This is a genomic window from Agrobacterium rosae, assembly GCF_002915175.1.
Classification (GTDB): domain Bacteria; phylum Pseudomonadota; class Alphaproteobacteria; order Rhizobiales; family Rhizobiaceae; genus Agrobacterium; species Agrobacterium rosae.
Window position 1 is genome coordinate 150,907 of the sequence record NZ_NXEJ01000002.1, and the last position, 23,195, is coordinate 174,101.

General features: G+C 57.6%; 23 protein-coding genes and 1 pseudogene. 10 read left to right on the top strand and 14 right to left on the bottom strand.

The features are described 5' to 3' along the window. Positions 1-9 precede the first annotated feature (9 nt). Positions 10-1,035, bottom strand: a complete 1,026-nt coding sequence (locus CPJ18_RS03475) for a LacI family DNA-binding transcriptional regulator (protein ID WP_103657072.1) — start codon at positions 1,033-1,035, stop codon at positions 10-12. A 214-nt stretch (positions 1,036-1,249) separates the two neighbouring features. Between CPJ18_RS03475 and CPJ18_RS03480 the strand changes: the two genes are divergently transcribed. Both CPJ18_RS03480 and CPJ18_RS03485 read left to right on the top strand, forming a co-directional pair. After that, positions 1,250-1,933, top strand: a complete 684-nt coding sequence (locus CPJ18_RS03480) for a GNAT family N-acetyltransferase (RefSeq protein WP_103657073.1) — start codon at positions 1,250-1,252, stop codon at positions 1,931-1,933. Next, on the top strand, positions 1,930-2,139 hold the full coding sequence (locus tag CPJ18_RS03485; protein WP_103586550.1) for a hypothetical protein: 210 nt from the start codon (positions 1,930-1,932) through the stop codon (positions 2,137-2,139). The genes CPJ18_RS03480 and CPJ18_RS03485 overlap by 4 nt, the downstream gene beginning before the upstream one ends. A 30-nt stretch (positions 2,140-2,169) precedes the next feature. On the opposite strand, the gene CPJ18_RS03490 is transcribed toward CPJ18_RS03485, so the two are convergent. The 3 genes from CPJ18_RS03490 to CPJ18_RS03505 form a co-directional block, all read right to left on the bottom strand. Further along, positions 2,170-3,234: a nickel/cobalt transporter gene (locus CPJ18_RS03490; RefSeq protein ID WP_103657074.1), complete on the bottom strand. Its 1,065-nt coding sequence runs from the start codon at positions 3,232-3,234 to the stop codon at positions 2,170-2,172. 248 nt (positions 3,235-3,482) lie between these two features. Next, the gene (locus CPJ18_RS03500) at positions 3,483-4,130 is read right to left on the bottom strand and encodes a DUF1007 family protein (RefSeq protein ID WP_103657341.1); all 648 of its coding nucleotides are present in this window, start codon (positions 4,128-4,130) and stop codon (positions 3,483-3,485) included. 92 nt (positions 4,131-4,222) lie between these two features. Continuing rightward, entirely contained in the window at positions 4,223-5,116 is an 894-nt protein-coding gene (locus tag CPJ18_RS03505) for a LysR family transcriptional regulator (protein WP_077106662.1), read from the bottom strand. A 540-nt stretch (positions 5,117-5,656) separates the two neighbouring features. Here CPJ18_RS03505 and odc2 point away from each other — a divergent pair. Then, positions 5,657-6,790, top strand: a complete 1,134-nt coding sequence (gene odc2, locus CPJ18_RS03510) for an ornithine/lysine decarboxylase (RefSeq protein WP_103657075.1) — start codon at positions 5,657-5,659, stop codon at positions 6,788-6,790. Between the two features lie 251 nt (positions 6,791-7,041). Next, positions 7,042-7,608, top strand: coding sequence for a GNAT family N-acetyltransferase (locus tag CPJ18_RS03515; RefSeq protein ID WP_077106664.1), 567 nt, complete (start codon positions 7,042-7,044; stop codon positions 7,606-7,608). A 100-nt stretch (positions 7,609-7,708) separates the two neighbouring features. Here the strand turns inward: CPJ18_RS03515 and CPJ18_RS03520 are convergent, their stop codons facing one another. Together CPJ18_RS03520 and CPJ18_RS03525 are read right to left on the bottom strand one after the other, a co-directional pair. Next, positions 7,709-8,473: an isocitrate lyase/PEP mutase family protein gene (locus tag CPJ18_RS03520; RefSeq protein WP_103657076.1), complete on the bottom strand. Its 765-nt coding sequence runs from the start codon at positions 8,471-8,473 to the stop codon at positions 7,709-7,711. After that, entirely contained in the window at positions 8,457-9,542 is a 1,086-nt protein-coding gene (locus CPJ18_RS03525) for a bifunctional transcriptional activator/DNA repair enzyme AdaA (protein WP_103657077.1), read from the bottom strand. The genes CPJ18_RS03520 and CPJ18_RS03525 overlap by 17 nt, the downstream gene beginning before the upstream one ends. A gap of 409 nt (positions 9,543-9,951) precedes the next feature. Here CPJ18_RS03525 and CPJ18_RS27580 point away from each other — a divergent pair. Continuing rightward, positions 9,952-10,035: pseudogene (locus CPJ18_RS27580) on the top strand (GNAT family N-acetyltransferase); the annotation flags it as partial. A 47-nt stretch (positions 10,036-10,082) separates the two neighbouring features. On the opposite strand, the gene CPJ18_RS03535 reads toward CPJ18_RS27580, so the two are convergent. Continuing rightward, the gene (locus CPJ18_RS03535) at positions 10,083-11,246 is read right to left on the bottom strand and encodes a hypothetical protein (RefSeq protein WP_146258646.1); all 1,164 of its coding nucleotides are present in this window, start codon (positions 11,244-11,246) and stop codon (positions 10,083-10,085) included. A 251-nt stretch (positions 11,247-11,497) separates the two neighbouring features. Between CPJ18_RS03535 and CPJ18_RS03540 the strand changes: the two genes are divergently transcribed. Next, entirely contained in the window at positions 11,498-11,797 is a 300-nt protein-coding gene (locus CPJ18_RS03540) for a hypothetical protein (protein WP_077120410.1), read from the top strand. Between the two features lie 123 nt (positions 11,798-11,920). Here CPJ18_RS03540 and CPJ18_RS03545 read toward each other — a convergent pair whose 3' ends face one another. From CPJ18_RS03545 to CPJ18_RS03560, 4 genes are all read right to left on the bottom strand, one after another. After that, positions 11,921-12,310, bottom strand: coding sequence for a VOC family protein (locus CPJ18_RS03545; RefSeq protein WP_103657080.1), 390 nt, complete (start codon positions 12,308-12,310; stop codon positions 11,921-11,923). Positions 12,311-12,395: 85 nt separating this feature from the next. Next, complete coding sequence (locus CPJ18_RS03550; protein WP_103657081.1) at positions 12,396-13,388, bottom strand: WD40 repeat domain-containing protein; 993 nt, start codon at positions 13,386-13,388, stop codon at positions 12,396-12,398. A 211-nt stretch (positions 13,389-13,599) separates the two neighbouring features. Continuing rightward, positions 13,600-14,715 (bottom strand): CobW family GTP-binding protein, encoded by a 1,116-nt coding sequence (locus CPJ18_RS03555; RefSeq protein ID WP_103586572.1) that lies wholly within the window; start codon positions 14,713-14,715, stop codon positions 13,600-13,602. A gap of 78 nt (positions 14,716-14,793) precedes the next feature. Next, positions 14,794-15,618: a creatininase family protein gene (locus tag CPJ18_RS03560; protein ID WP_103657082.1), complete on the bottom strand. Its 825-nt coding sequence runs from the start codon at positions 15,616-15,618 to the stop codon at positions 14,794-14,796. A 78-nt stretch (positions 15,619-15,696) separates the two neighbouring features. Between CPJ18_RS03560 and CPJ18_RS03565 the strand changes: the two genes are divergently transcribed. The 3 genes from CPJ18_RS03565 (at position 15,697) to CPJ18_RS03575 (ending at position 18,382) form a co-directional block, all read left to right on the top strand. Continuing rightward, the gene (locus tag CPJ18_RS03565; RefSeq protein ID WP_077106671.1) at positions 15,697-16,206 is read left to right on the top strand and encodes a MarR family winged helix-turn-helix transcriptional regulator; all 510 of its coding nucleotides are present in this window, start codon (positions 15,697-15,699) and stop codon (positions 16,204-16,206) included. 121 nt (positions 16,207-16,327) lie between these two features. After that, the gene (locus CPJ18_RS03570; protein WP_067651002.1) at positions 16,328-17,350 is read left to right on the top strand and encodes a LacI family DNA-binding transcriptional regulator; all 1,023 of its coding nucleotides are present in this window, start codon (positions 16,328-16,330) and stop codon (positions 17,348-17,350) included. 69 nt (positions 17,351-17,419) lie between these two features. Next, complete coding sequence (locus tag CPJ18_RS03575) at positions 17,420-18,382, top strand: 2-hydroxyacid dehydrogenase (protein ID WP_103657083.1); 963 nt, start codon at positions 17,420-17,422, stop codon at positions 18,380-18,382. Positions 18,383-18,587: 205 nt separating this feature from the next. On the opposite strand, the gene CPJ18_RS03580 is transcribed toward CPJ18_RS03575, so the two are convergent. Next, positions 18,588-19,343, bottom strand: coding sequence for a gamma-glutamyl-gamma-aminobutyrate hydrolase family protein (locus CPJ18_RS03580; RefSeq protein WP_103657342.1), 756 nt, complete (start codon positions 19,341-19,343; stop codon positions 18,588-18,590). Between the two features lie 222 nt (positions 19,344-19,565). Between CPJ18_RS03580 and CPJ18_RS03585 the strand changes: the two genes are divergently transcribed. Continuing rightward, a complete protein-coding gene (locus CPJ18_RS03585; RefSeq protein WP_077106674.1) occupies positions 19,566-20,672 on the top strand; it encodes a TRAP transporter substrate-binding protein in 1,107 nt (368 codons plus the stop codon). A 393-nt stretch (positions 20,673-21,065) separates the two neighbouring features. On the opposite strand, the gene CPJ18_RS03590 is transcribed toward CPJ18_RS03585, so the two are convergent. Both CPJ18_RS03590 and CPJ18_RS03595 read right to left on the bottom strand, forming a co-directional pair. After that, positions 21,066-22,568 carry a TRAP transporter large permease gene (locus CPJ18_RS03590; RefSeq protein ID WP_077106675.1) on the bottom strand — a complete coding sequence of 501 codons (1,503 nt, stop codon included), beginning with the start codon at positions 22,566-22,568 and terminating at the stop codon, positions 21,066-21,068. Between the two features lie 28 nt (positions 22,569-22,596). Continuing rightward, complete coding sequence (locus CPJ18_RS03595; protein ID WP_103586579.1) at positions 22,597-23,136, bottom strand: TRAP transporter small permease subunit; 540 nt, start codon at positions 23,134-23,136, stop codon at positions 22,597-22,599. Positions 23,137-23,195: the final 59 nt, after the last annotated feature.

Below are 23,195 nucleotides of genomic sequence, written 5' to 3' on the forward strand. Positions count from 1 at the left end.
ATGTCAGTGTCAGGGGAGATTATCCCGCAAGAATATGTCGATACGAATGCGTTCCTGCGCCTCGATGACGGCAAGGCCATCGGCACGCGCTTTGAGCACACGGATGGCGCTGCGCACCTCATGGCCTGCATCCTGGTTCAGCACGGCATCGAACACGCCTTCCGCCAGGGCATTGGCGGTGTTTTCGGTCAGTTCGTGGGCGATGACGCAAGGATACGATGATTGGCGCGACGCCTTCAGCGCCTTGATGAGACCGCGATTGCCAGCACCCAGACTGTAGAGGCCGAGAAGATCGGGATTTGCCTTGAGGCATTCCGCCACCAGCTGCTCAACCGTTTCGGGGTCATCGCGCCCCTCCAGAACCGGCAGCAGGCTCAGATCGGGAAACTCTTCTGCTATGACCGACTGGAACCCGGCGAGCCTTTCGCGGTGGTCCTTGACCAGCATCGAGCCCGCTAGGACCGCGACATTGCCACCTTTTTCCGGTAAGAACCGCCCCATCAGGCTGGCAGCGGTACGGCCTGCTGCGACGTTATCGACGCCCGCAAAATGATCGCGCCTGGAGCCGGTGATATCAGAGACGAGGGTAACGGCGGCGATACCGCTATCGGCCAGCCGATCCGCCGCTTCCACCACATCCTGCGCATCGATGGCGACGAAGGCAACGCCGGACGGCTTTTCCAACCGGGCCACATCCAGCGCCTGGGCGAGCGCCGCCGCATCGAAAGGCGGCACTTCGATGATGCGGATGGAGGTGCGCTCAACATAAGACCGGGAGGCTGCCGCCCTCACCTCGGCGCGAAGACCGGCCATGAAGGAATTGTCGTTGTTGGGCAGGATGAAGACCAGCGCATAGCTGCGGCCCTTGGCCAGATTGGCGGCGGCCATATCGCGCACATAACCCAGCTCCAAAATCGCCGTCTCGACCTTGGCACGCGTGACCGCGTGCACACCCGGACGCAGGTTGATCACCCGGTCAACGGTGGCAAGACTAACGCCTGCCTTCGAGGCAATATCGTGAACTGTCGGCTTCATGTTTTCTCCCGGGAGATTCCTTAGAGGAGTTTTTGAGGTACGTAAATCAGAAAATGATGTACGTACCTCAATATTGGGGTTGAGGGTGTTACTTTTGAGGCGAAGGGAAGTTACAAGGGGGGGGTGAGCCACACCCTCCAACCTCAACGCAATCCTCTGTTGTCTTTACCAACCACCTACCGTACATCTTTTCCCTCATTTTACGGGGATAAGAATGCGCGATCTCAGCCAGTTCAAAGGATGTCCGGCACCGCAACCGGTAACGCTCGAAGGTCGGTTCGTTACTGCTGTTCCGTTCGATCGCGCAGAGCATCTGGAAAAGCTGTGGGATGCGCTTGGCGGGCTCGGCATCAATGACCTGCTGAAATATTTCCCGAAGGATGGGTTTTTGAATTCGCAAGCTTTCGGCGACTGGATCGAAGGCGCGCAGGCCGGGTTTGGCTGGGTGACGCTGGTGTTTGTTGACAATGCCAGCGGCGAGGTCGTGGGCATGGCCAGCTATATGCGACCGGACCCGAAAAACGGCGTGGTGGAAGTGGGCTCCGTTGCCCATGGCGTAAAAATGAAGCGGTCGCCGCTTGCCACCGAAGCGCATTATCTGATGGCGCGCCATGTGTTCGATGACCTCGGTTACCGTCGTTATGAGTGGAAATGCCACAATGAAAACGAGGCATCCAAAGCTACGGCCAAGCGCTACGGCTTCATGTTCGAGGGCGTGTTTCGCCAACACATGGTCTCGAAGGGTGCCAACCGCGATACGGCTTGGTTCTCGATGATCGATAGTGAATGGCCGGTGATACGGCAGTCTTTCGAAGCGTGGCTTTCACCGAATAATTTTGGCGACGAAGGCGTTCAGAAGCAGAAGCTCGAAGATATTCGCGCAGGGATAACGGCATGACCGGCAAGACCAGCAGCTCGGCCATCATCGCCGCCATCGCCATCCTCCTCGGCTTCGGGGTGCTGTTCTACATCATGCCGACGATTACGCTGTGGCTGGCAAACCATTATTCCGTCTGGGCCGCTGCGGCCTTCGATACGGTTGCGGTGTTGGCCTTCTTTTTGATCTTCTGGCTGCGGGCGCGGTACCAACGGCGTCACCGCTAGCTAAGGCCACCAAATCGCACTCGCATAGCCTCACACCTGCAGGGATGCACCCAGCAAGCCAAGCCCCATCAGCAAGACGAACACCGCGCCGGCGATCTCTATGCCGTGGGTGATGCGTGATGCCTTGGTGCTGCCGGTGCCTGCGAAGCGGACGGCGATGTCTTTGGCTTTGACGGCGAGGCAGGCCAGGAGTGAGACGGTGATGGCGGTGCCGATGGACATGGCGAGGACGGAGAGGATGCCGCCCATCAACAACCCGTTCAGCACGGAAAAGCTCATGACGATGATGGCACCGGAGCACGGGCGCAGGCCAACGGCGATGATGGCCGACCATGCTTCATGCAGGCTGAAATCTTTCGCGCGCAGCATGGATGGGTCTGGCGCGTGGGCGTTGCCGCAGGTGGTGCAGAGGTCGCCCGTGCCGCTCTGGGCGTGATCTGCGAAGACGGGCTTGCCCTGGAAGCGAAGGCCGCTGCCCATTCCCGTTCTTGGCGGGCCAAGGGTGACGGGTGCGGGATTGGCGATGGCAAGAGCTGGTGCGGGCTCTACTTTCACCATGAGGCTGCGCAGCTTGCGGAACAGCAGCCATGCGCCGAACAGGGCGACCATCGCGAAGCTGGCGATTTCCATTGCCTGCGTCGCCTTGGTCATGGTGATGGAGGTGCCGCGCAGCACCAGATAGGCAGCACCGACCAGTGCGATGGCGACCGCGCCTTGTAAAATGGCTGAGATGAAGGAGATGACGATGCCGCGTCTCAGCTGCGTTTCGTTGGCAATCATATAGGACGAGATGACCGCCTTGCCGTGGCCGGGGCCGGCGGCGTGGAACACGCCATAGGCAAAGGACAGGCCGATGAGCGATGTCAGTGCCCACGGGTCGTCCCGCATGGCTTTCAACGCGCCCGTCAAGGCGCGGTAGAAGGTTTGCTGGTGGACGTTGATCCACTGGAAGAGGGGGGCGAGCGGTCCTCCGATGGAGATGGAGGGTTCTGCCGAGCCGATGCCGAGTGGAGACTGGGCGTGGGCGGTGGACAGGGTGGCGAGGAAGATGGCGCATAAGATGAGAAGAAAGCGAGCGCTGGTGAACTGTTTCATGTCGGTCGGTGAAGAAACCATGAGACCTTGGTGTTCGTGGTTTGCCCCCCTCTGCCCTGCCGGGCATCTCCCCCACAGGTGGGGAGATTTCATCGCCGCAACCCGCTTGCCCGTCTCAAAGGTTGAGGATGAAGCGAGGGGCGTGCCTCTTGCCGATCTCCCCACCTGTGGGGGAGATGCCCGGCAGGGCAGAGGGGGGCGGCCATTGGCGCTGCCGGACACTTGAGCACAAAATGCACTTACGACCCTCAGCATTTCAGCTCCAGTCGCGTGGCAAACAGCTTGGTCATGTCGGTGCCGGTCGGATCGTTGAAGAAGGCGTCGGTCAGATTGTTCTGGTTCTGGGAGATGATTTCATCCGGGTCTGGCCGCACGACCTTGTGTTTGCAGGCCGCCAGATGCGTGCCCTTGACGACGATGTCGGTGTCCTTGGCGAAGTCTATTGCCGTGTAGAGCGTCGGGTCCCATGCGCCGAAGGTTAGCGTGCCTTTTACGGGGAGCGGCTTTTGCGGCTTCATGGAAAAGAACATCAGCACCTGACCGTCTTTGTAATCGACATGGATGGCATCGGGCTTGCCGAGATCTACCGGTTTTCCGTTCATTGTGACGAAGGTGTAATAGGAGAATTCGGCAAGCGATTCGTGCACCGTCGCGCCGATTTCAGCCAGTTCGTCCTTGTCCAGCTTGGCATCGCTGTTCTTGTCATAGTCCAGCACCACGCTTGCTGAAAACATCTCATCGAAGCGCCAGATGTTGCGCACTTCCGCGATGTTCCCGTCGGCACCCTCGATGATTTCCATCCGCGCTTCGGCAAAGATATGCGGGTGCGCCATGGCGCTGAGTGGCGCAAGACAGGCGGACAGGCATGCGCCCAGCGGTACGATCACGTTTTTCATGGATGCCTGTCTGTCTCGACGCTTCAATCTGGTTTGTGATTCTACCGGAAAATGGGACCGAATTTCGGCTTGGCCGGAGATGTGCTGCGAACTCATCCGTAATTCTTGAACCAGTTCGACAGATAGTCCACGAAGCTGCGCACCTTGGCGGGCAGGTAACGCCGGTGCGGGTAGACGGCATAGATGCCGCGATCGCGGGAAATATAGTCATCGAACAGGGTCACGAGTTCGCCTGAGAGAATGTGCGGTTTGGCGATGAAATCAGGCACGATGGCGACGCCGAGGCCGGTGCGGGCGGCACGCAGCGTGGCCATCGGGCTGTTGACCTCGATAGGGCCGGTAATCGCCACGGAATTGGTGCCGCCGCCCGGTTCGAAATAGCGGATGTGGTTGTGGAAGCGGGAGTTGGTGTCCACGATGCAGGGCACCTTGGCCAGATCCTGCGGCGAATTCAGCGGGCCGTAACGATCCACGAATTCAGGGGTTGCTACCGCGTAAACGCGAAAGTCGGCCAGCTTCCTGGCGATCATGCCGGAATCTTCCAGCTTGGTGATTCGCACAGCCAGATCAAAGCTTTCCTCGATCAGGTCCACGAACCGGTCTTCAGCGACGATTTCCAGAACCAGTTCCGGGTTTTCCTTGGCAAAATCGATCAGGCTCTGGCCGATTTCCGCGTCGATGAAGGTGCGCGGCACGGAGATTCGCAGCTTGCCTTTCAGGTCGGCGTTGTTCTCGCGCACGAGATCAGCAAGGTTGTCGATTTCCTTTAGGATATCGGCGGCGGTGCGGTAATAGGTATGGCCGGCTTCTGTCATGGAAAACTGGCGCGTGGTGCGGTTGAGAAGCAGCGCGCCGAGATCGTCTTCCAGTTCACGGACATATTTGGACAAAAGCGCCTTGGAACGCCCGGTCTTGCGGGCGGCGGCGGAAAAACCCTCCGCTTCGACGACGTCGATAAAGGCCCTGATGCGGGTGAGAGTGTCCATATACGGCTCCTGTTTGTTCCATATTCTTGAACGTCCGAGCCCTATCGTTCAAGAATAAAATCGAGTGCCGAAAAAATCCGCATTATGATGAAAAATTCCCTTGATTGTTACAGCGAATATTCTTATCTCCCGTTTGCCCAAAGTCGCACGTGCCCATGTGTGTCCGCCGGACCCTCGATGTGGTGAGGAGTTTGGTAAGGTACCTGGAATTAACCCCTCCAGTCGCTATTCCGGCCAACCGGGAAATGCGAGGACATACGAAGCAACGACGGTGCGGGCCTTTCTGGTTCTCTGCCGGCTTTCCATCAGCCGGGGTACTAAAGAGGCACACCATCATTGCCGTAAGTGCGGTTGGGTATGATTCCCTCCAATCCCATGGCAGACAAAGCCGAATAATGCTCCTGGCAGGGCGTTGTTCATATTTGCGCCTTGAGCGTATGCGAATGATTCTGCGTCTCCACCAGCGGATCGTTCTGCATATCTTGAGCGCCCTTTGTCCTCCGGATTTTCCGGGGTCGGAACATTTTAGGGAATACAACGATGACGACTGCACGCATCATTGACTTCATCAAGACCCGCCGCCCCGAAGGCCCTTGCCTGGTGGTTGACCTTGACGTTGTGCGCGACAATTTCCACGCGTTCCGCCACGCTCTGCCAAACAGTGCGATCTATTATGCCGTCAAGGCAAACCCGGCTCCTGAAATTCTCAAGCTGCTGGCTGGCATGGGTTCCAACTTCGATTGCGCCTCCGTGGCTGAAATCCAGATGGCACTCGACGCCGGTGCGACATCCGACCGTATCTCCTACGGCAACACCATCAAGAAGGAACGCGATGTTGCGCGCGCATTTGCGCTGGGCATCGATCTCTTCGCCGTGGACAGCCATGAGGAAGTGGAAAAGGTTGCCCGTGCAGCGCCTGGTGCCCGCGTGTTCTGCCGCGTTCTGACCGATGGTGAAGGTGCCGAATGGCCGCTGTCGCGCAAGTTCGGCTGCGTGCCGCAGATGGCTGTCGATGTTCTCGTCTATGCCCATCAGATGGGTCTGGAGTCCTACGGCGTTTCCTTCCACGTCGGTTCGCAGATGATGAACCTCGACGCATGGGACGCTGCTCTTGGCGATGCAAAGCGCGTTTTCGCTTCGCTTGCCAAGCAGGGCATCCACCTGCAGATGGTCAACATGGGCGGTGGCTTCCCAACGAAGTACCTGCGTGACGTGCCTGCTGCCGAAGAATATGGCCATGCCATCGACACGGCGCTGCGCAAGCACTTCGGCAATCAGATTCCAAAGACAATCATCGAGCCAGGCCGCGGCATGGTCGGTAATGCCGGTGTCATCAAGGCGGAAGTCGTGCTTGTTTCGCGCAAGTCCGACAACGACAACCACCGCTGGGTGTTCCTGGATATCGGTAAGTTCGGTGGTCTGGCCGAAACCATGGACGAAGCCATTCGCTACCCGATCCGCACCGAGCGCGACGACGATGCGATGGAGCTTTGCGTTCTGGCCGGTCCGACCTGCGACAGCGCCGACGTGCTGTATGAGAAGAACATGTACCCGCTGCCGGTCTCTCTGACCATCGGCGACGATGTTCTCATCGAAGGCACGGGTGCCTACACGACCACCTATTCGGCGGTCGCATTCAACGGTTTCGAGCCGCTGAAGTCCTATGTGATCTGAATGAGTGACGCCTGTCTGGGGGCAGGCGACAGTCTCTAGGATCCTCCCGTTCCGGCTTTGCCATCCGCGCTTAGGCGCAAACCCTGCTTGCCGCACCTCTGTCCAGCCGAGGAAAGGCGTGGTCTGGCGGGCCGGAACGGTTTCACATTATTTATCGCATGTCGTATCGCAAAACCGCTCAACGCCTTTGCGCGACATGCTTTCATTTTAGGGTGCCGCTTTCGTGGGCGGCTTGGTGACGGGAGGCCGAGATGGCCGCTGTTCTCAATTCTGTACGTGCATTTTTCACACCGCAGACATTTCATATCGACGCTGAAAATCCGGGTGATGTCGTTGCCCGTGAAAATCTGCTGGACCGCGTCATGGGTCCGGGCCGTCGTCGCAAGTCGTCGGAAAAGCTCCGCGCAGGCCGCGTGCCTGCCGAAGGTCTTGCTCTGGTCGCCCGTGATGAAGATGGCCACGTCATCGGCACCGTTCGTCTGTGGAATGTTCAGGCAGGCGTAACCCGTGAAGGCCGTCCCGTGTCTGCCCTGTTGCTGGGACCGCTTGCCGTGGATTGCGCCCATGAAGGCAAGGGCATCGGCTCCGCCTTGATGCGCGCCGCCATTGCCGAAGCCGCCAAGCGCGATCACGGTGCCGTCCTGCTGGTGGGTGATGCGCCTTACTACGAACGCTTCGGCTTCTTCGCCAGCCACACCCAGCATCTCGTCATGCCAGGCCCGTTCGAGCGTTCGCGTTTTCTGGCCCTGGAGCTGAAAAAGGGCTGGCTGGACGGCGCGGCGGGTATGCTGGTCGCCAGTGGGCGTAAGTTTTCCTGAGCCAGGGCAGAAACTATAGAAAGAAATGGCTCCTTTACGGGGCCATTTTTGCTAGCAGATATTCTGCTGCCACAATCCATCGCCGGACTAGACCATCCAATCACTTATCGTGAAGCTTGAATGCTGCTTTGGTGCGATCGACAAAGTCGAAATAGGGACCGGGACCGCAAGAAAGGCGTGAGATTCCCGTCGAAGCCAGTTCGCTTTTCGTAGGCGTCGTTCCGGTCCGCATCACATTCACTGGCAATTCGACAGCACCACATATCTCTTTTATCGCGGGTAGATCGGTTAGGCCGGGGATGAAAAAGCCGGATGCGCCTGCATGTGCGTATGCCTTCCCGCGTTCTATCGCGTCTGCAACGAGAGTTTTGTGTTTACCTTTATCGTTCTGCTGCAAAAACAAGTCCGTTCGCGCATTGACGAACAACGGGATATTTGCACCTTTGGCAACATGACGAATGGTGGCAATGCGGTCACATTGCTTTTCGATGGTATGCAATCCTTGTCCGTCAACGATTTGGTCTTCGAAGTTTATGCCAATCGCGCCAGCGTCCAGCAGACGAGAGCAGTTTGCCGTCAAACCTTCAAGGTCCTCCGCATATCCGCCCTCGAAATCTACGGTCACGGGCAGGGCCACCGCTTTACACATCTGCGAAACAATGGCGATAACGAGGTCGAACGGTATTTTTTGACCGTCTTCGTAGCCATGTGCAAGTGCCATGGACATGCTGCCTGTCGCGATGGCTTTTGCACCTGCGTCCTCGATGGCCATCGCGCCACCCGCATCCCAGACGTTATAGAGAAACAGCGGATCACCGACACGGTGAAGCTGCGCAAAAGCTTGTGCTTTATCTGCTTGCGACATGAGGAGTATTCCTTTCATGAACGACAAACTGCCGTTCAATTTCAATGAGTTTCTGCTTCCTCCACAGCCCGCCGCCATAACCGGTGAGTGAGCCATCCGCGCCCATGACTCGGTGGCAGGGGATGATGAGGGATATCTGGTTTGCGCCGTTGGCGCGCGCTACGGCACGAGTTGCAGACGGTCTCCCAATGGCGCGTGCGATCTCACTGTAGCTGCGGATTTCACCGGCAGGAATGGCGCGCAGGGCATCCCAGACATTGCGGGAAAAATCGCTGCCATGCAGGGCCAGAGGCACGGTGAAGCCCGCTGATGCGCCGGAGAAATAATCGGCCAGCTGCGCTTCTAGGAGCCGATGCGGAGGGAGCCTACCAACGCCGAGCTGACCTTTGGACAACTCGAACAGTTTCTTCAACTCGCTGGAAAGCGCCTTGCGATCCACGAATTCAAGGAGATGGACTGCACGTTCGTCGGCGACTGCAATCATCTTTCCAAGCGGTGTGGACAGCCAGTGCGCCTGCAACATGGCGTTTTCCGCCAAACGCCCTGGCGCCTGCCCAATGAGACGGGAAAAGGCGGTACGGAAAGCAGAGGGAGAGGAGAAACCGGCGTCCTGCTGCGCATCGATCACACGCCCGCCATCGCTCAAGGTCTCAAAACCCCGCCGCAGGCGCTCCAGCCGTGCCATTTCCAGAAAGGTCATGCCGAAATGTCGTTTGAAGCTACGCCTGACCGTGGACGGGTCTAGGTTCATCGATGCAACATCCTGCTCGCTCCAGCGGCGGTCCGGCTGCTCCGAAAGGGCATTCAGAAGCATCGATATCGCCGGGTCCGCATTGGCTGAGGGAGCAAGCGGGTGGCACTTCAGGCAGGCGCGAAATCCGGCTTCCATACATTCTGCAACGCTGCAAAAGAAACGGCAATTCTCCGGCTTCGGCTTTCGTGCAGGGCATGTCAGGCGGCAGAAAATCCCAGTCGAAGTGACACCGACATAGGCGCGGCCATCATAGGACTGGTCGCGGTCGAGCAGCGCTTTGTAAAGGGTGGCGGTATCTGGCAGAGCGAACATCATGGCTCTTCCTATAGGCTCTTACGGGGTAGGACAGACGGAAATCGGGCGTCTATTGAAATAAATGCTCCGCCGCAATGTCTTTTAAAATACCCGAAAAACAGACGCCTTGGAGGCGGGTTTGCAATCGTCAAATCCCCGCGGTGTCGGACCTGCAGCAGTGTTGCGTGCGGCGTTGGGACATGCGCGCGATTCCTTATTGTGTTGATTATCTCAAACCGTCTTTTCTCTAAAGTCGATAGTCCGGGCTGAAAGACTATGTGATCAAGGAGAGACTTTGATGAAGAACCGCTATATTGTGATCCTAACGGCAACTGTTGCGTCGATTGTCGTTGCTCGTGAAAATCTGCTGGACCGCGTCATGGGTCCGGGCCGTCGTCGCAAGTCGTCCGAAAAGCTGCGCGCAGGTCCGCGCTTTCTGGCCCTGGAACTGAAAAAGGGCTGGCTGGATGGCGCGGCGGGTATGCTGGTCGCCAGTGGGCGTAAGTTTTCCTGATACATCATCCCCGATGATCCGGATTGCCGCACCGTTTCTAAGCGTGGTTAGAAACTGCCGCTGAAGCGGGAAGATATGGCACTGCCGCGATAGGCGGCGGTGTCATCCTGCTCATCGTGCAGCAGGCGGGAGAATTCCAGCTCCAGCTTGCGGTTCTTGCCGGTATCGAGCGCCAGCGTGGCGACAAGGCGACGTTCGCTGCTGTTGTCATCGTAGTAAATCCATTCCTTGTGGGTTCTTTCCACCGAGAGGTCGAAATCCAGCGTCTTGGTGAGCTTGGTTTTCATCACCGCTTTCCAGCGGCGCTGAAACTCGCCCAGTGCATCATCCAGATCATAGAGCGCGTAATCCTGGGAGAAGGCTGCGCCGAAGGACAGGCGGTCGTTGAGCGCCCATTCGGCTTCCGCGCGAAGGTAAGGGCGGGTGCGCTTGACCTGATTGCCGATCTCATCCCCCGAGATTGTCGTGAGGCCTGCTTCCATCAGAACCGCAAGGCTGTTGCCGAATTTGCGGCCATAGGCGAGCGAGCCGCGAAGGTTGGTGGCAGGGAAGCGACCATAGAGTTGCTGCTGGCTGTACGGTATCAGGCTGGTGTTGTAGGCGACGGTCACGCCGACTTCGCCTCCGGCCAGTGCGCGGATGTGGTCTGCTTTGAGGCCAAGGAGCGCTTCATTCGCTTCCAGCCGCGCAGGCAGGAAATAGCTGGGGCGGAAATGCAGCTTGCCCTTCATGAGGCTGGTGTAGCTGGCTGTCACCGTATTCTTGCCGCCGAGTGCTTCAAGCGTGGCTGTGGTGGAAAAATCGAACTTGTGGTCCAAACGACGATAGCCGATGACCTCATCTGGCAACTTGAGAAAGATATCGCCTGCGTCACTGCGCGTACCGCGCATCTGGGCGCTCCATTCCAGCTTGTCGGAGATCTTGCGCGATAGCGTGAAATTCACCCAGCTATTGTGTTCGTTGGCGAACTCATAACGCGGGACACGAACCTCCTGATGGTTGAAGGAGTAGCCGAATTTGGTGCCTTCCCGTTCGATATCGCCTTCGACCCCGATGCTCGTGCGCAGGCTGAGAACCGCTATTTTGTTGATGTCGTTGAAATAGTTCGTGTCGTAATTCGTTTCCGCATTGTAGGTGACGCGCGGGTCCGCGCCGGCGTTTTGAGCGCAAGCACCGCAGACGAGCAACGCGATAACGATGCGAGGAACCATCAACATCTCCGATATCTAATTGAGAGATATCTTATGGATAGATGGTTAATAACCTTTCGCTACTGACGGGCGTTGTTGCCGGTTGATGTTCGGTCAGCGGGAAGCGCGGCTTTAGCGCGTATTTTATTCAACTTACAAATGTTAATATTAACGGTTTATTATAACATTAGCATATGCTTGCATTAGGCGATCCTAATTGTACTGTCTGGTCACGCCAAGCGGCGTTGTTTTAAAGATCAGAGGAGAGACAAATGCTTACGAAAATCGCATGTGCTACGATCGTTCTAACCGTTGCTTCCATGGCTCCTGCTCATGCCGGCGGACTGCTGGGTGGCCTTCTTTCTGGTAACAGCAACAAGGGCGGCCTTGTCAATCTATCGCCAAATGTCGATCTCGGCGTCGGCAACATCCTGTCCGGCAACGGTTTGCTGAACGGCAACAAGACCGGCCTGTTGAGCGGCATTCTCAATGGCAACAGGACATCCGTCGATGCCATCGGCAGCGGCAATGATAACGACCGCGGTTATAACAAGAAGAAGCGTCGCCACTAGCGCATACCCCTCGTGCGTTTGACCCCGCGCACGGCGCAAAAAGGCCAATTATCTGCTGAGAGAGTTGCGGAAGGGGAGCCGAAAGGCTCTCCTTTTTTCGCGGTACATGGCGATGATGGCACCCTACGCTGTGTTGGATAGCCTTAAATAATACCCGTCCGGGTCAACGATCCGGAAATCGGTTATGCCCCATGGATGGGTGGTAAGATCACCGGAAATTGGCCATCCGCTTGCCTTTACCCGGTCGTATAAGGATTGAAGCTCATTGACTTCGATGACGATCTCCACGCCCCGACCGGCGCGTTCATCAGTCGCCACTTTTGCCGGATGATCCTCTGGCAGGGCATCGTTCTTGTTCAGAGCCAAGCGGATGTCACCCTTGGACAGAGGCGTATAGCCACCATAACCCTCTGGCCCAGCAGTAAAATCCAGCACGCTCGTATAAAAGCTCTTCGACCGGGCGATATCTGCCACAAAAAGCTCAATGCACAGTCTTGGCCTTCTCATATCCATCGACGTCCTCCGGCATGGCAATCGGGGCAACTATACCCGTTAGCGTAAGGACTATGGTCGATTTCAACGAAATTGCGATGGGGTTTTACGCCGTAATATCGATGATGCCGCAATCGCCTGCTTCCGACGCGAAGGCTAGCAGGTTGCCGTTGTTGCTCCAGTCCATGGAGGTGATGGCACCCTTGCCAGGGCGGCGTAGCAGCGCTTCCTTCTGATCGGCCAGACGCACACCGAGGATCATGCCGTCGGCAAAGCCGACCGCCAGCACTTCGTCCAGTGGGTGGAATGCGACATGGGTGACCATGATGTTGGCGCGGGTGCCGAGCTCCAGCGGGGCCTTGCCCATGGGGCCATCCTTGCCGGAGAACGGCCAGACGATGGCTGCGGGCGCGCCGGATGAGGCGAGCCATTTGCCCTTGTGCGACCAGGAGATGGATTTGACCTTGGCGGGATAGCCGGTCATGCGCATGTGGCGCGTTTCCATGCCACCCTTGGTGGCTTCCATCTTCCAGCCGTGCAGGGCGTTTTCCTGCATGGTGGTAACGAGGAATTTGCCGTCTGCCGAGAAGGTGACACCGGTATGGGCACCCTTCCAGTCGAGATCAATCGGATCGCCAGCGCTCGCCACCCAGTGCAGCGTCACGCCGTTGTAGCGGGCGGCCGCGATGCGCAGACCCTTCGGCGCAAAAGCGATGGCCTCGACCGTGCGTTCTTCCTTGAATTCCTTGACCGTGCCATCACCCAGACGCACGAAGCTGGACTTGCCGACTCCGTAGGCGATGGCATTTTGCGGACCGCCTGCGACAACGCTGATCCATTTGCGTGGCACATGGGCAAGCTCGGTCACCGTGCCATCATGGCCGATGCGCAGCACCTTGCCATCTTCGCCGCCGGTGAGCAGCGTTGCGCTGTGGGGATCACGGATGCAGGTGAGCAGGCCCTGATGCGCCTCGATGACCTTCTCGCCACCATCCAACCGGTGAATGCTGCCGGCAGCTGTGGCAAAGAGCGGGATTTCCCCCAGAAAATGCGTCGCGACGACGTGGCCTTCAAGGTCAAGAGGGGCAACGGTGGGCATGGGTGTTGGGTCTTTCTGTCGTCAGGCAGGCGCGTTGGCCTTTGGTTTTTATAAGCGTCTGGGCAAGCCGTTCACTCTTCCGTCACCCCGGCCTTGAGCCGGGGTCCAGTTGCCGCGCGTCTGAGCGGCCTGAAGAGTCTTTTGCGATCAAGGACTTGATCGCACTGGATCCCGCATCAAGTGCGGGATGACGGAGGCAAGTTCGGAGCAATCAAGCCGCAGCGACACACGCATTAAAGCTGTTTTCCAGCTTTTCGCGGTCGAGATCGCGGCCGATGAAGACGAGACGGCTTTCGCGCTTTTCGCCGTCTTTCCATGCCCGCTGATGGTCACCTTCGATGATCATGTGGACGCCCTGGACGACGTAACGCTCAGCATCGTCCTTGAAAGCGATGATGCCCTTGAGGCGCAGAATTTTCGGGCCGTCGGTCTGGGTGACCTTCTGAATCCACGGGAAGAAACGCTCGGCATTCATCTCACCGCCGCGCAGCGACACGGACTGGACCGTTACATCATGGATGGGTGAGGGGGCGTGGTGATGCCCATGATCGTGGTGGTCGTGGCCATGGTGGTCATGATCATGCCCGTGGCTATGGTCGTGATGATGGTGATCATGGCTATGGTCATGTCCGCAATCGGGGCCGCAGACGTGGTCGTCATGTTCCTGCTCGAGGAAGTGCGGATCGTTTTCCAATGCGCGTTCCAGGTTGAACGCGCCCTGATTGAGCACGTGGGCAAGATCGACGCCGGAGCGGCTGGTCTTGTGGATGCGGGCCGATGGGTTGATGGCGCGAACGACATCTTCGATGACGGCCAGTTCCTGCGGCGTGACGAGATCGGTCTTGTTGATGACGACCACATCGGCAAAGGCGATCTGGTCTTCGGCCTCGCGGCTGTCCTTCAGGCGCAGCGGCAAGTGCTTGGCATCCACCAGCGCGATGACGGCATCGAGCTCTGTCTTGGCGCGCACATCGTCATCCATAAAGAACGTCTGGGCGACGGGAACGGGATCGGCAAGGCCGGTGGTCTCTACAATGATGCCATCGAAACGGCCGGGGCGGCGCATCAGGCCTTCAACCACGCGGATAAGGTCGCCGCGCACGGTGCAGCAGACGCAGCCATTGTTCATTTCGTAGATTTCTTCGTCGGACTCGACGATGAGATCGTTATCGATGCCGATTTCGCCGAATTCATTGACGATGACGGCGTATTTCTTGCCGTGGTTTTCCGACAGGATGCGGTTGAGAAGCGTGGTTTTGCCCGCGCCCAGATAACCGGTCAACACGGTGACGGGGATTGGCTTGATGGTTGGTGCTGCTTCGGTCATGAGAAACCTCTGAAGGTAATGGGCCGCGACGCGGCTTTGAATGCGTTGTCGTTCATATAGGCGTGTGGCGAAGTGAGTTCAAAGAGAATTTGCCGAAGATTTTTGATCCGAGCTTTCAAGCAAATTCATGTCGAAGGCGGATACGTCCTCCAAAAGCTCCAGCAAGCCTGCGACCGCATGGGCGATGATCGCTTCACCCTTTTCGGCACTGGCGGCGGCGGCATTGCCCGCAACGCCCTGTGGATTCAGGTCCGACATGCGCCAGCCGAAGGCGTGTGGACCATAGGCGCGCAGGTGTTTGAACCGTCGTGTGAATTCGGACTGTTTCGACGCGAAGTTTTCGGCGTTTTCCATCCGTGCCAATTCAGGGTGGAGGGCTAGCATAACAGAGGTTTCGATATCGCCGCCGTGGATATCGATGGCCTTATCTTCCGGGGTGATGATGCCCTGCGGCATGCCGAAACGGGTCCAGCTGGTGGCGACCGCCAGCATATCGAACCGCACCCGTGCTTCCGTGGCGACGACGGTCATCAGCGGGGAATTGCCGCCATGGGCGTTGAGCATCACGAATTTGCGGATGCCCTTGTTGTGCTGGGCCTCGGCAATGCCAAGCCAACGGTGGACAGCCTCATCGAAGGAAAGCGTCTTTGTGCCTGAGACATCCATGTGCTCGATGGAATAGCCGACCGGTTCTGAAGGCAGGAAATGGATGGGCGTGTTGGGGGCAAGCGCCTGTTTCAACCGATCTACGATGCCCTCAACGATCAGCGTATCCGTCTCGAACGGCAGGTGCGGCCCATGCTGCTCATGCGCGCCCAAAGGCAGCACGGAGATGATCTCGTTTTGCGCGTAAGGTGCGGCTGTTACGTTATTGTCGTGAATATGCGTATATGTGTCAGACATCTGGCGATCTGCGCCTGCATTCGTTAAGTGTTACCAAGAACATATCGTCGTCCGGGACTTCAGGAAAGGCATTTGCTGATGAGCAAGGATAAGCTGGCTAAAAAGAGCAAGTCTGAGAAGAAAGCCAAGTCTGGCAAAAAGAAGGACTTGCCGTTCAACCCGGAAGAACTGGCCCAGTCCATTACGCAGGCGGCCCGCTCCATGCGCACGGCGCTGAGCCACAATCTTGCAGCCAGCGGTCTTTATGCGGGCCAGGATGGCGTGATCCTGGCACTAGCGCAGGAAGGCAGCATGACGCCGGGGCAGATTGCCCAGAAACTGGGCGTCAAGGCGCCGACCATGACCCGCACGATTGGCCGGATGGAGGCGCAAGGCTTTGTCGAGCGCAGTGCCGGTGATGGCGACGGGCGGTTGACCATGGTGAAGCTGACCGAGGCGGGCCTGAAAAGCGTCGAGCACATCAACACGTCTCTGGCCGATTGCAACACGCGTGCCGTGGATGGATTGTCCGCCAAAGAGGTGAAAACGGTGGTCAAATTGCTGCGCGCCATCGATGCGAATTTGCAGTCTTTTGAATCAATCGATTAAAATTTTGAATCTCTCTTATCGATCGCTTTGAATCCCTTAAAATTGTTGCGCGTTTTGTTTAAATTGTTTAGTCACAATTTAAAGGCTGCGGAGGCGGCTTGCGTGACCGTGGGAGGGTGCTGTGGCGCAAAAAATCAAGCTATCAACTATTGCTGAAAGTCTTGGACTTTCGACCGCGACGATCTCGCTGGCGTTGCGTGACAGCCCGCTGGTGGCAGGCGATACGCGGGAAAAAATCAAGATACAGGCGCGCGCGCTGGGTTATATTTATAACCGCCGTGCCGCCAGTCTGCGCACCTCTCGTTCCGGCATTATCGGGGTGGTTTTCCATGATGTGATGAACCCGTTTTACGGGGAAATTCTGAAAGCCATCGAAAGCGAGCTGGATCGCAGCCGCCAGACCTTCATTCTGTCCAACCATTACGATTCGGTCGAGAAGCAACGCACCTTCATCGAGACGCTGCTGCAGCTTGGCAGTGACGGCATCATCATGTCGCCTGCCATCGGCACGCCGCTGGAGGATATGACGCTGGCCGAGGAAAACGGCATGCCCGCCATTCTCGTGGCGCGTTCCATGGATGGCGTGGATATGCCGACCTTCCGGGGCGATGACAGCTACGGTATTTCGCTGGCCACCAACCACCTGATCAGCCTTGGCCACCGGACCATCGCCATGGTGGGCGGGACGGACCAGACATCCACGGGTCGCGACCGGTATCAGGGCTACGTCAATGCGCTGCGCAAGGCGGGCATCGAAGTGGACCCGAACCTGCGCATTCCCGGTGCGCGCTCCAAGCAGGGCGGGTTTGAGGCTGCGGTGAACTTCCTTTCCCTGCCGCAAAAACCGACGGCTGCCGTGTGCTGGAACGACCTTGTCGCCATCGGCCTGATGAACGGTATTTCCCGCGCCGGTTTCGTGCCGGGCAAGGATATTTCGGTGACCGGCTATGACGATCTGGAGGAAGCGGCCATTGCCACGCCTGCGCTGACGACGGTGTCCAACGGTCAGGCGGAAGTCGGTCGACTGGCGGCGCGGGCGCTGCTGGACAGGCTGGCGGGCAGCCATGAGCCGGATGGTATTCACCTGATCAAGCCGGAAATGCGCATTCGCCAATCCACCAGCCCCTGCGTTCCGCGCAAGTAGCTTTTTGGGTTCCGCTTTGTAAATCGATGGGCTAGCTTGGCCTCATGCACAGCAGGAGGATACACAAGCATGTCAGATAGCAAAGCCGTCGTTCTCGTTCCGGGCAAAATCCACCCACGCGTTCTCGAGCGCTTCGACGGCAAGGTGGAGATTAAGAAAGCACCGGCGGGGCCTGAGCCTTCGCTTTCTGCCGAGGATGCGCAGCGTGTTACCGCCGTTGCCGTGTCCGGTGGCTTCAATGCCAAGTGGATGGATGCGCTGCCCAATCTCGAGGTCGTCGCCAATTTCGGTGTCGGTTATGATGGCGTTGATGTGAAGCATGCCGCATCCCGTGGCATCATCGTCACCAACACGCCCGACGTTTTGAACGACGAGGTGGCGGATACGACGATTGCGCTGCTGATCAACACTGTCAGGCGTTTTTACGAGGCGGAAAAATATCTTCGCGAAGGCAAATGGGTGTCCGAAGGGCCGTTCGCGCTCTCGCCCTTTTCGCTGCGCGGCCGCAAGGTCGGCCTGTTCGGCATGGGCCGCATCGGCCAGGAAATCGCCAAGCGGCTGGAGCCGTTCAAGGTGGAGATCGGCTACCACACGCGCAGCCGCAAGTCGGAGCTTTCCTACACCTATTACGGCTCGCTGAAGGAAATGGCCGATGCTGTCGACGTGCTGATCTGCATTGTGCCGGGTACGCCGGAAACGCATAAGGCTATCAATGCAGACATCCTTGCGGCGCTGGGTTCCAACGGTGTGTTCATCAATGTCGGGCGCGGTTCCAGCGTGGATGAAGATGCGTTGCTGAAGGCGCTTCAGGATGGAACGCTGGGGGCGGCTGGTCTGGATGTGTTTTACGCGGAGCCGAAGGTGCCGGAAGGGTTCTTGTCGCTGCCAAACGTGACCCTGCTGCCGCATGTGGCATCGGCTTCGGTGCCGACGCGCAATGCGATGGCAGATTTGGTGGCGGATAATGTGTTGGGATGGTTGAGTGAGCGCAAGGTGGTAACGCCGGTGGCTGAGACGCCTGTTAAGGGGTAATGGGTGGTTACCTCTCCCCTTGTGGGAGAGGAAGAAAAATCATGACCTTAGCTGAAAGCTAAGTCATAGATTTTTCAGGTGAGGGGTTGGCCGCTTGCGCCGAGAGAAGACCCCTCACTTGCGATTTCTAACACTTAGCCTTTGGCTAAGATGTTGAAATCGCTTTCTCTCCCACAAGGGGAGAGATAAGGCCCGCATCCTTCAATCAAACCTTCCCAGCCTGATACTCCCGCACAGCTCTCCCAAACGCCTCGAACAACGCCCGTGACGGCGCATCGGTCTGCGCCCAATATTCCGGGTGCCACTGCACGCCGACGGCGAAGCCCTTGGCGTCGATGACCGATACCGCCTCGATGGTGCCGTCTTCCGCCGTTGCTTCCACCTGAAGCAGGGGTGCCGTCTGCGCGATGGCCTGGCGGTGCAGGGAGTTGATCTGCACTTCACCAGCGAGGCCCAGATGCTGCGCGATGCAGGAGCCTTCGCGGATGAAAACGGGCTGGCGGATGGCGAAGGCTGCGTCGCGATCGACGTCGGCGGGTTTGCGGTGGTCCCAATTGCCGGGTTGTTCCTGAATTTCACTGGCGAGCGTGCCGCCCAGTGCCACATTCAATTCCTGAATGCCTCGGCAGATGGCCAGCATTGGAATGCCGCGCTCTATCGCGCGACGAATGAGCGGCAGGCTGGTGGCATCGCGACCGGGATCGAACGGGCCATCGCTATCTTTGGCTTCGGCGCCATAGAGGGATGGGTGAACGTTGGTGGCGGAGCCGGAAACCAGGAGGCCGTCGACGCGGTCCAGAATGGCATCGATGTCGTTGCCCTGCTCGAAAGCGGGGACAATGAAGGACATGACGTCGGCCACATTAAGGGCAGCGGACAGGTACTGCGTTTGGGCCGCGTGCCACTCCGCACCATCGAGAAATCTGATGTCGGCGGGAATGGCGATGATGGGTCTGGACATGATGGCTCCGAAGTCGATGTCTACCTTGTGAAGGCCCTTGGGGGGATTCGTCAAGCTTTGCATTCGTGGTTTGCGCTCATCTCTTCATTCTAAAGTATAAGGCAGGACCTATTCTTGACCGACATGCTTGTCAGCGTCAAAGACCCGTGCTTTGCTCGCGATATGCCTGATAGCGGAGGGGAATTCGGCTGAGGCACAAGATTCGTATCTGGGAGGATATTTATGGATCGTCGTTCATTCATTAAAAAAGGTGCCGTTTCCGGTGCTGGAGCCGCCGCTGCAACCGTTCTGGCGGCACCCGCCATCGCGCAACAGAATACCAAGATTACGTGGCGTCTGACCTCGTCGTTTCCGAAATCGCTGGATACGATTTTTGGCGGTGCGCAGGATGTGGCCAATCATGTCTCGGCAGCGACCGATGGCAATTTCAACATCCAGATATTCGCCGCCGGTGAAATCGTGCCGGGTTTGCAGGCGGCCGATGCCGTATCGTCAGGCACCGTCGAGATGTGCCACACATGCTCTTACTACTATGTCGGCAAGGACCCGACATTCGCGATCGGCACGGCCATTCCGTTCGGGCTCAATGCGCGCCTGACGAACTCATGGTTCTATGAGGGCAATGGCAACACGCTGCTGAACGAATTCTACGCCAAGCACAATCTCTATGGCATGATCTCAGGCAATACCGGCGTGCAGATGGGCGGCTGGTTCCGCAAGGAAATCAACACCGTCGAAGACTTCAAGGGCGTGAAGATGCGCATTGCCGGTCTTGCCGGCAAGGTGGTCGAGAAGCTGGGTGTTGTGCCGCAGCAGATCGCCGGTGGCGATATCTATCCGGCGCTCGAAAAGGGCACCATCGATGCGGCGGAATGGGTTGGACCCTATGACGACCACAAGCTGGGCTTCCAGAAGGTGGCAAAATATTACTATTACCCGGCCTTCTGGGAAGGTGGCCCGGTCATCCATTCTTTCGTCAATCTGGACAAATGGAACGCCCTGCCGAAGCAATATCAGGCCGTGTTGCAGGATGCTTGCGCCTTCGCCAACACCAATATGATGGCGAAATACGATGCCAAGAACCCGACCGCGATCAAGCAGATCGTGGCCGAAGGCGCGACGCTGCGGCCATTCAGTCAAGACATTCTCGATGCTTGCTACAAGGCAGCGTTGGAAGTCTACGCCGAGATTTCAGCTGTTAATCCAGACTTCAAGAAGGTTTATGAAGACCAGGTGGCGTTCAAGCGCGAGGGGTATCTGTGGATGCAGCTGGCGGAATATACGTTCGATACCTTCATGATGATCCAGCAGCGCAACGGTAAGCTCTGAACGCGATCATAGGACGCAAGGGAAATGAAGCCCGGACCGAAAGGTCCGGGTTTTTATTTTGCTATTTTTGATTGAAAATTTCTCGACAACGTCTGGCGCAATCCTATAGTCGCGAAAGTTGAATGGCGAAGCAGTACACTCCGGGGCCAGACGGAGTATCGGCGGGGATGGGCCGCGCCGACCTTGGCAAGTGGCCTTGCTTTTCAACTGTGAAGGTAATGCAATGCGTAAACCGCTGAGTATTGCGTTTATCATAAAGAAAAACCGGACGGGCTGGTCGATAGCCGTCCGGTTCACATTCTTTACAAGATAGGCAAAAGAAAGGTAGGGCAGCAACCCTGCCTTCCACTTCACCAATATAATACATCAGTCCACACGCATCAAGTGTTTCCCTTACGGACCAATTTTCGGCGGCTCGTTCAGGTTCGGCATTCCCGGCAAGCCGTTTCCGCCCGGTTGTGCGGGTGCGCCGTCCATGGGTGGCAGGCCGAAATTCGGCATGGTGTTGCCGCCCTGATTGCCGAAGGCGGGGATGTCGATCTTGATGGTGTTGAGGTCGACCTGCGGTGCCTTGTCCAGCCAGTAGGTGACGGATTCCGGCCAGAAGATGACGATAGCGACGAGGATGAGCTGCATGCCAAGCCATGGTATTGCGCCCATGTAAATGTCCGATGTCTTGACGCTACGTGGCGCGATGGAGCGCAGATAGAACAGGGCAAAGCCAAACGGCGGATGCATGAAGCTGGTTTGCATGTTGATGCAGATCAGCACGCCGAACCAGATGAGGTCGATACCGAGAGATTGCGCAATCGGGGCCAGCATCGGGATGACGATGAAGGCGATTTCGAAGAAATCGAGGAAGAAAGCCAGGAAGAAGATGAAGATGTTGACGAAGATCAGGAAGCCAATGGGCCCTCCGGGAATGCCCGACAGCATGTGTTCGATCCACAGCGAACCATCCATGCCCTGAAAGACAAGGCTGAAGCAGGTGGCACCGACGAGGATGAATACCACCATCGACGTGATGTGCATGGTGGAATGCATGCCCTGCTTGACCAGATCCCATGTCAGGCGACGGTGGGCGGCGGCCAGCGCCATGGCACCGACGACACCGAGCGCACCCGCTTCCGTTGGCGTTGCAAGGCCCATGAAGATGGTGCCGAGCACAAGGAAGATCAGCACGATGGAGGGAACCATACCTGCCAGCACCTTGAAGACCAGAGCGCGGTTGAGTTCTCCGCGCGCTTCCGGCGGCAAAGCGGGCAAGTCCTTCGGGCGCAGTTTCGACATTACGAAGATGAACAGCAGGAAAATGGTGACCTGCAGGATCGATGGCCCGATCGCACCGAGATACATGTCGCCCACGGATTTTCCGAGCTGATCAGCCAGAACGATCAGTACCAGCGATGGCGGGATGACCTGCGTGATGGTGCCGGACGCCGCGATGACGCCGGTGGCAAGGCGCGGATTGTAACCGTATTTGAGCATGATGGGCAGCGAGATGACGCCCATGGTGATGACCGAAGCTGCCACCGTGCCGGTGATGGCACCGAGGATGGCCCCGACGAGGATGACAGCATAGGCGAGGCCACCAGGGATGGCACCGAACAGTTTGCCGGTGCCTTCCAGCAAATCTTCCGCCAGCCCGCATCGCTCCAATATGGCACCCATGAAGGTGAAGAAGGGAATGGCCAGCAGCAGATCATTGGAGATGATGCCGAAAATGCGAAGCGGCAGTGCCTGAAGAAAAGCCGGCGAAAAATGCTCTGTGAAAATGCCGATGACGCCGAACAGAAGCCCGACGGAGGCAAGCGAAAACGCCACGGGAAAACCGTAGAGCATGAAGATGATCATGCCCAGGAACATCAGCGGCGGCAGAATACCGTATTCGAACATGGAAATATCCTTTCCGTCAGCCGTGAAATTACTGGAGCGGTTTTTCGTATTTGGTGTCGAGCTGGTAGAGCCCGCCCAGCGCGCCGATGCGCTTCACCAGTTCGGATATTCCCTGAAGGACCAGCAGTGCAAAGCCCGCAAAGATGATGAACTTGACCGGCCAGCGAATAAGCCCGCCTGCATTCGACGAAACCTCGTTCTGTTGCAAGGAGAGCCAGAACATCGGCCAGCTCAACCACGCCAGAACGAAGCAAGCGGGAAGCAGAAAGAAGACGATGCCGATGATATCGACCCACAGGCGGGTGCGCGCTGAAATCGCGCCATAGATGATGTCGACCCGCACATGTTCGTTCATCCGCAGCGTATAGGACGCGCCGACGAGAACGATGAAGGCGAACATGTACCACTGGATTTCAAGCCAGCCGTTCGAACTGTAATTGAAAAGGTAACGCACAATCGCGTTGCCAGCGCTGACGAGGCAGCAGATCAGGACCAGATAGCCTGCGAACTTGCCCATCGCCTCACTGAACCAGTCAATAAGGGCGCTCAGCTTTAGAAGAGCTTTCATTCTTTCCCCTCCTCGAATCCCTTTGCGGGTATTATAGGTGGGAGGTGCCCTTTGCCGCC

Bases quoted from the DNA above. Each gene is read 5' to 3' on its own strand.
- CPJ18_RS03595 (WP_103586579.1), bottom strand. From the start codon at position 23,136: ATGAAAGCTCTTCTAAAGCTGAGCGCCCTTATTGACTGGTTCAGTGAG.
- CPJ18_RS03555 (WP_103586572.1), bottom strand. From the start codon at position 14,715: ATGACCGAAGCAGCACCAACCATCAAGCCAATCCCCGTCACCGTGTTG.
- CPJ18_RS03505 (WP_077106662.1), bottom strand. From the start codon at position 5,116: ATGGACACTCTCACCCGCATCAGGGCCTTTATCGACGTCGTCGAAGCG.
- CPJ18_RS03525 (WP_103657077.1), bottom strand. From the start codon at position 9,542: ATGATGTTCGCTCTGCCAGATACCGCCACCCTTTACAAAGCGCTGCTC.
- CPJ18_RS03475 (WP_103657072.1), bottom strand. From the start codon at position 1,035: ATGAAGCCGACAGTTCACGATATTGCCTCGAAGGCAGGCGTTAGTCTT.
- CPJ18_RS03485 (WP_103586550.1), top strand. From the start codon at position 1,930: ATGACCGGCAAGACCAGCAGCTCGGCCATCATCGCCGCCATCGCCATC.
- CPJ18_RS03575 (WP_103657083.1), top strand. From the start codon at position 17,420: ATGTCAGATAGCAAAGCCGTCGTTCTCGTTCCGGGCAAAATCCACCCA.
- CPJ18_RS03535 (WP_146258646.1), bottom strand. From the start codon at position 11,246: ATGGTTCCTCGCATCGTTATCGCGTTGCTCGTCTGCGGTGCTTGCGCT.
- CPJ18_RS03500 (WP_103657341.1), bottom strand. From the start codon at position 4,130: ATGAAAAACGTGATCGTACCGCTGGGCGCATGCCTGTCCGCCTGTCTT.
- CPJ18_RS03545 (WP_103657080.1), bottom strand. From the start codon at position 12,310: ATGGATATGAGAAGGCCAAGACTGTGCATTGAGCTTTTTGTGGCAGAT.
- CPJ18_RS03550 (WP_103657081.1), bottom strand. From the start codon at position 13,388: ATGCCCACCGTTGCCCCTCTTGACCTTGAAGGCCACGTCGTCGCGACG.
- CPJ18_RS03560 (WP_103657082.1), bottom strand. From the start codon at position 15,618: ATGTCTGACACATATACGCATATTCACGACAATAACGTAACAGCCGCA.
- CPJ18_RS03540 (WP_077120410.1), top strand. From the start codon at position 11,498: ATGCTTACGAAAATCGCATGTGCTACGATCGTTCTAACCGTTGCTTCC.
- CPJ18_RS03565 (WP_077106671.1), top strand. From the start codon at position 15,697: ATGAGCAAGGATAAGCTGGCTAAAAAGAGCAAGTCTGAGAAGAAAGCC.
- CPJ18_RS03480 (WP_103657073.1), top strand. From the start codon at position 1,250: ATGCGCGATCTCAGCCAGTTCAAAGGATGTCCGGCACCGCAACCGGTA.
- CPJ18_RS03590 (WP_077106675.1), bottom strand. From the start codon at position 22,568: ATGTTCGAATACGGTATTCTGCCGCCGCTGATGTTCCTGGGCATGATC.
- odc2 (WP_103657075.1), top strand. From the start codon at position 5,657: ATGACGACTGCACGCATCATTGACTTCATCAAGACCCGCCGCCCCGAA.
- CPJ18_RS03520 (WP_103657076.1), bottom strand. From the start codon at position 8,473: ATGTCGCAAGCAGATAAAGCACAAGCTTTTGCGCAGCTTCACCGTGTC.
- CPJ18_RS03490 (WP_103657074.1), bottom strand. From the start codon at position 3,234: ATGAAACAGTTCACCAGCGCTCGCTTTCTTCTCATCTTATGCGCCATC.
- CPJ18_RS03585 (WP_077106674.1), top strand. From the start codon at position 19,566: ATGGATCGTCGTTCATTCATTAAAAAAGGTGCCGTTTCCGGTGCTGGA.
- CPJ18_RS03580 (WP_103657342.1), bottom strand. From the start codon at position 19,343: ATGTCCAGACCCATCATCGCCATTCCCGCCGACATCAGATTTCTCGAT.
- CPJ18_RS03515 (WP_077106664.1), top strand. From the start codon at position 7,042: ATGGCCGCTGTTCTCAATTCTGTACGTGCATTTTTCACACCGCAGACA.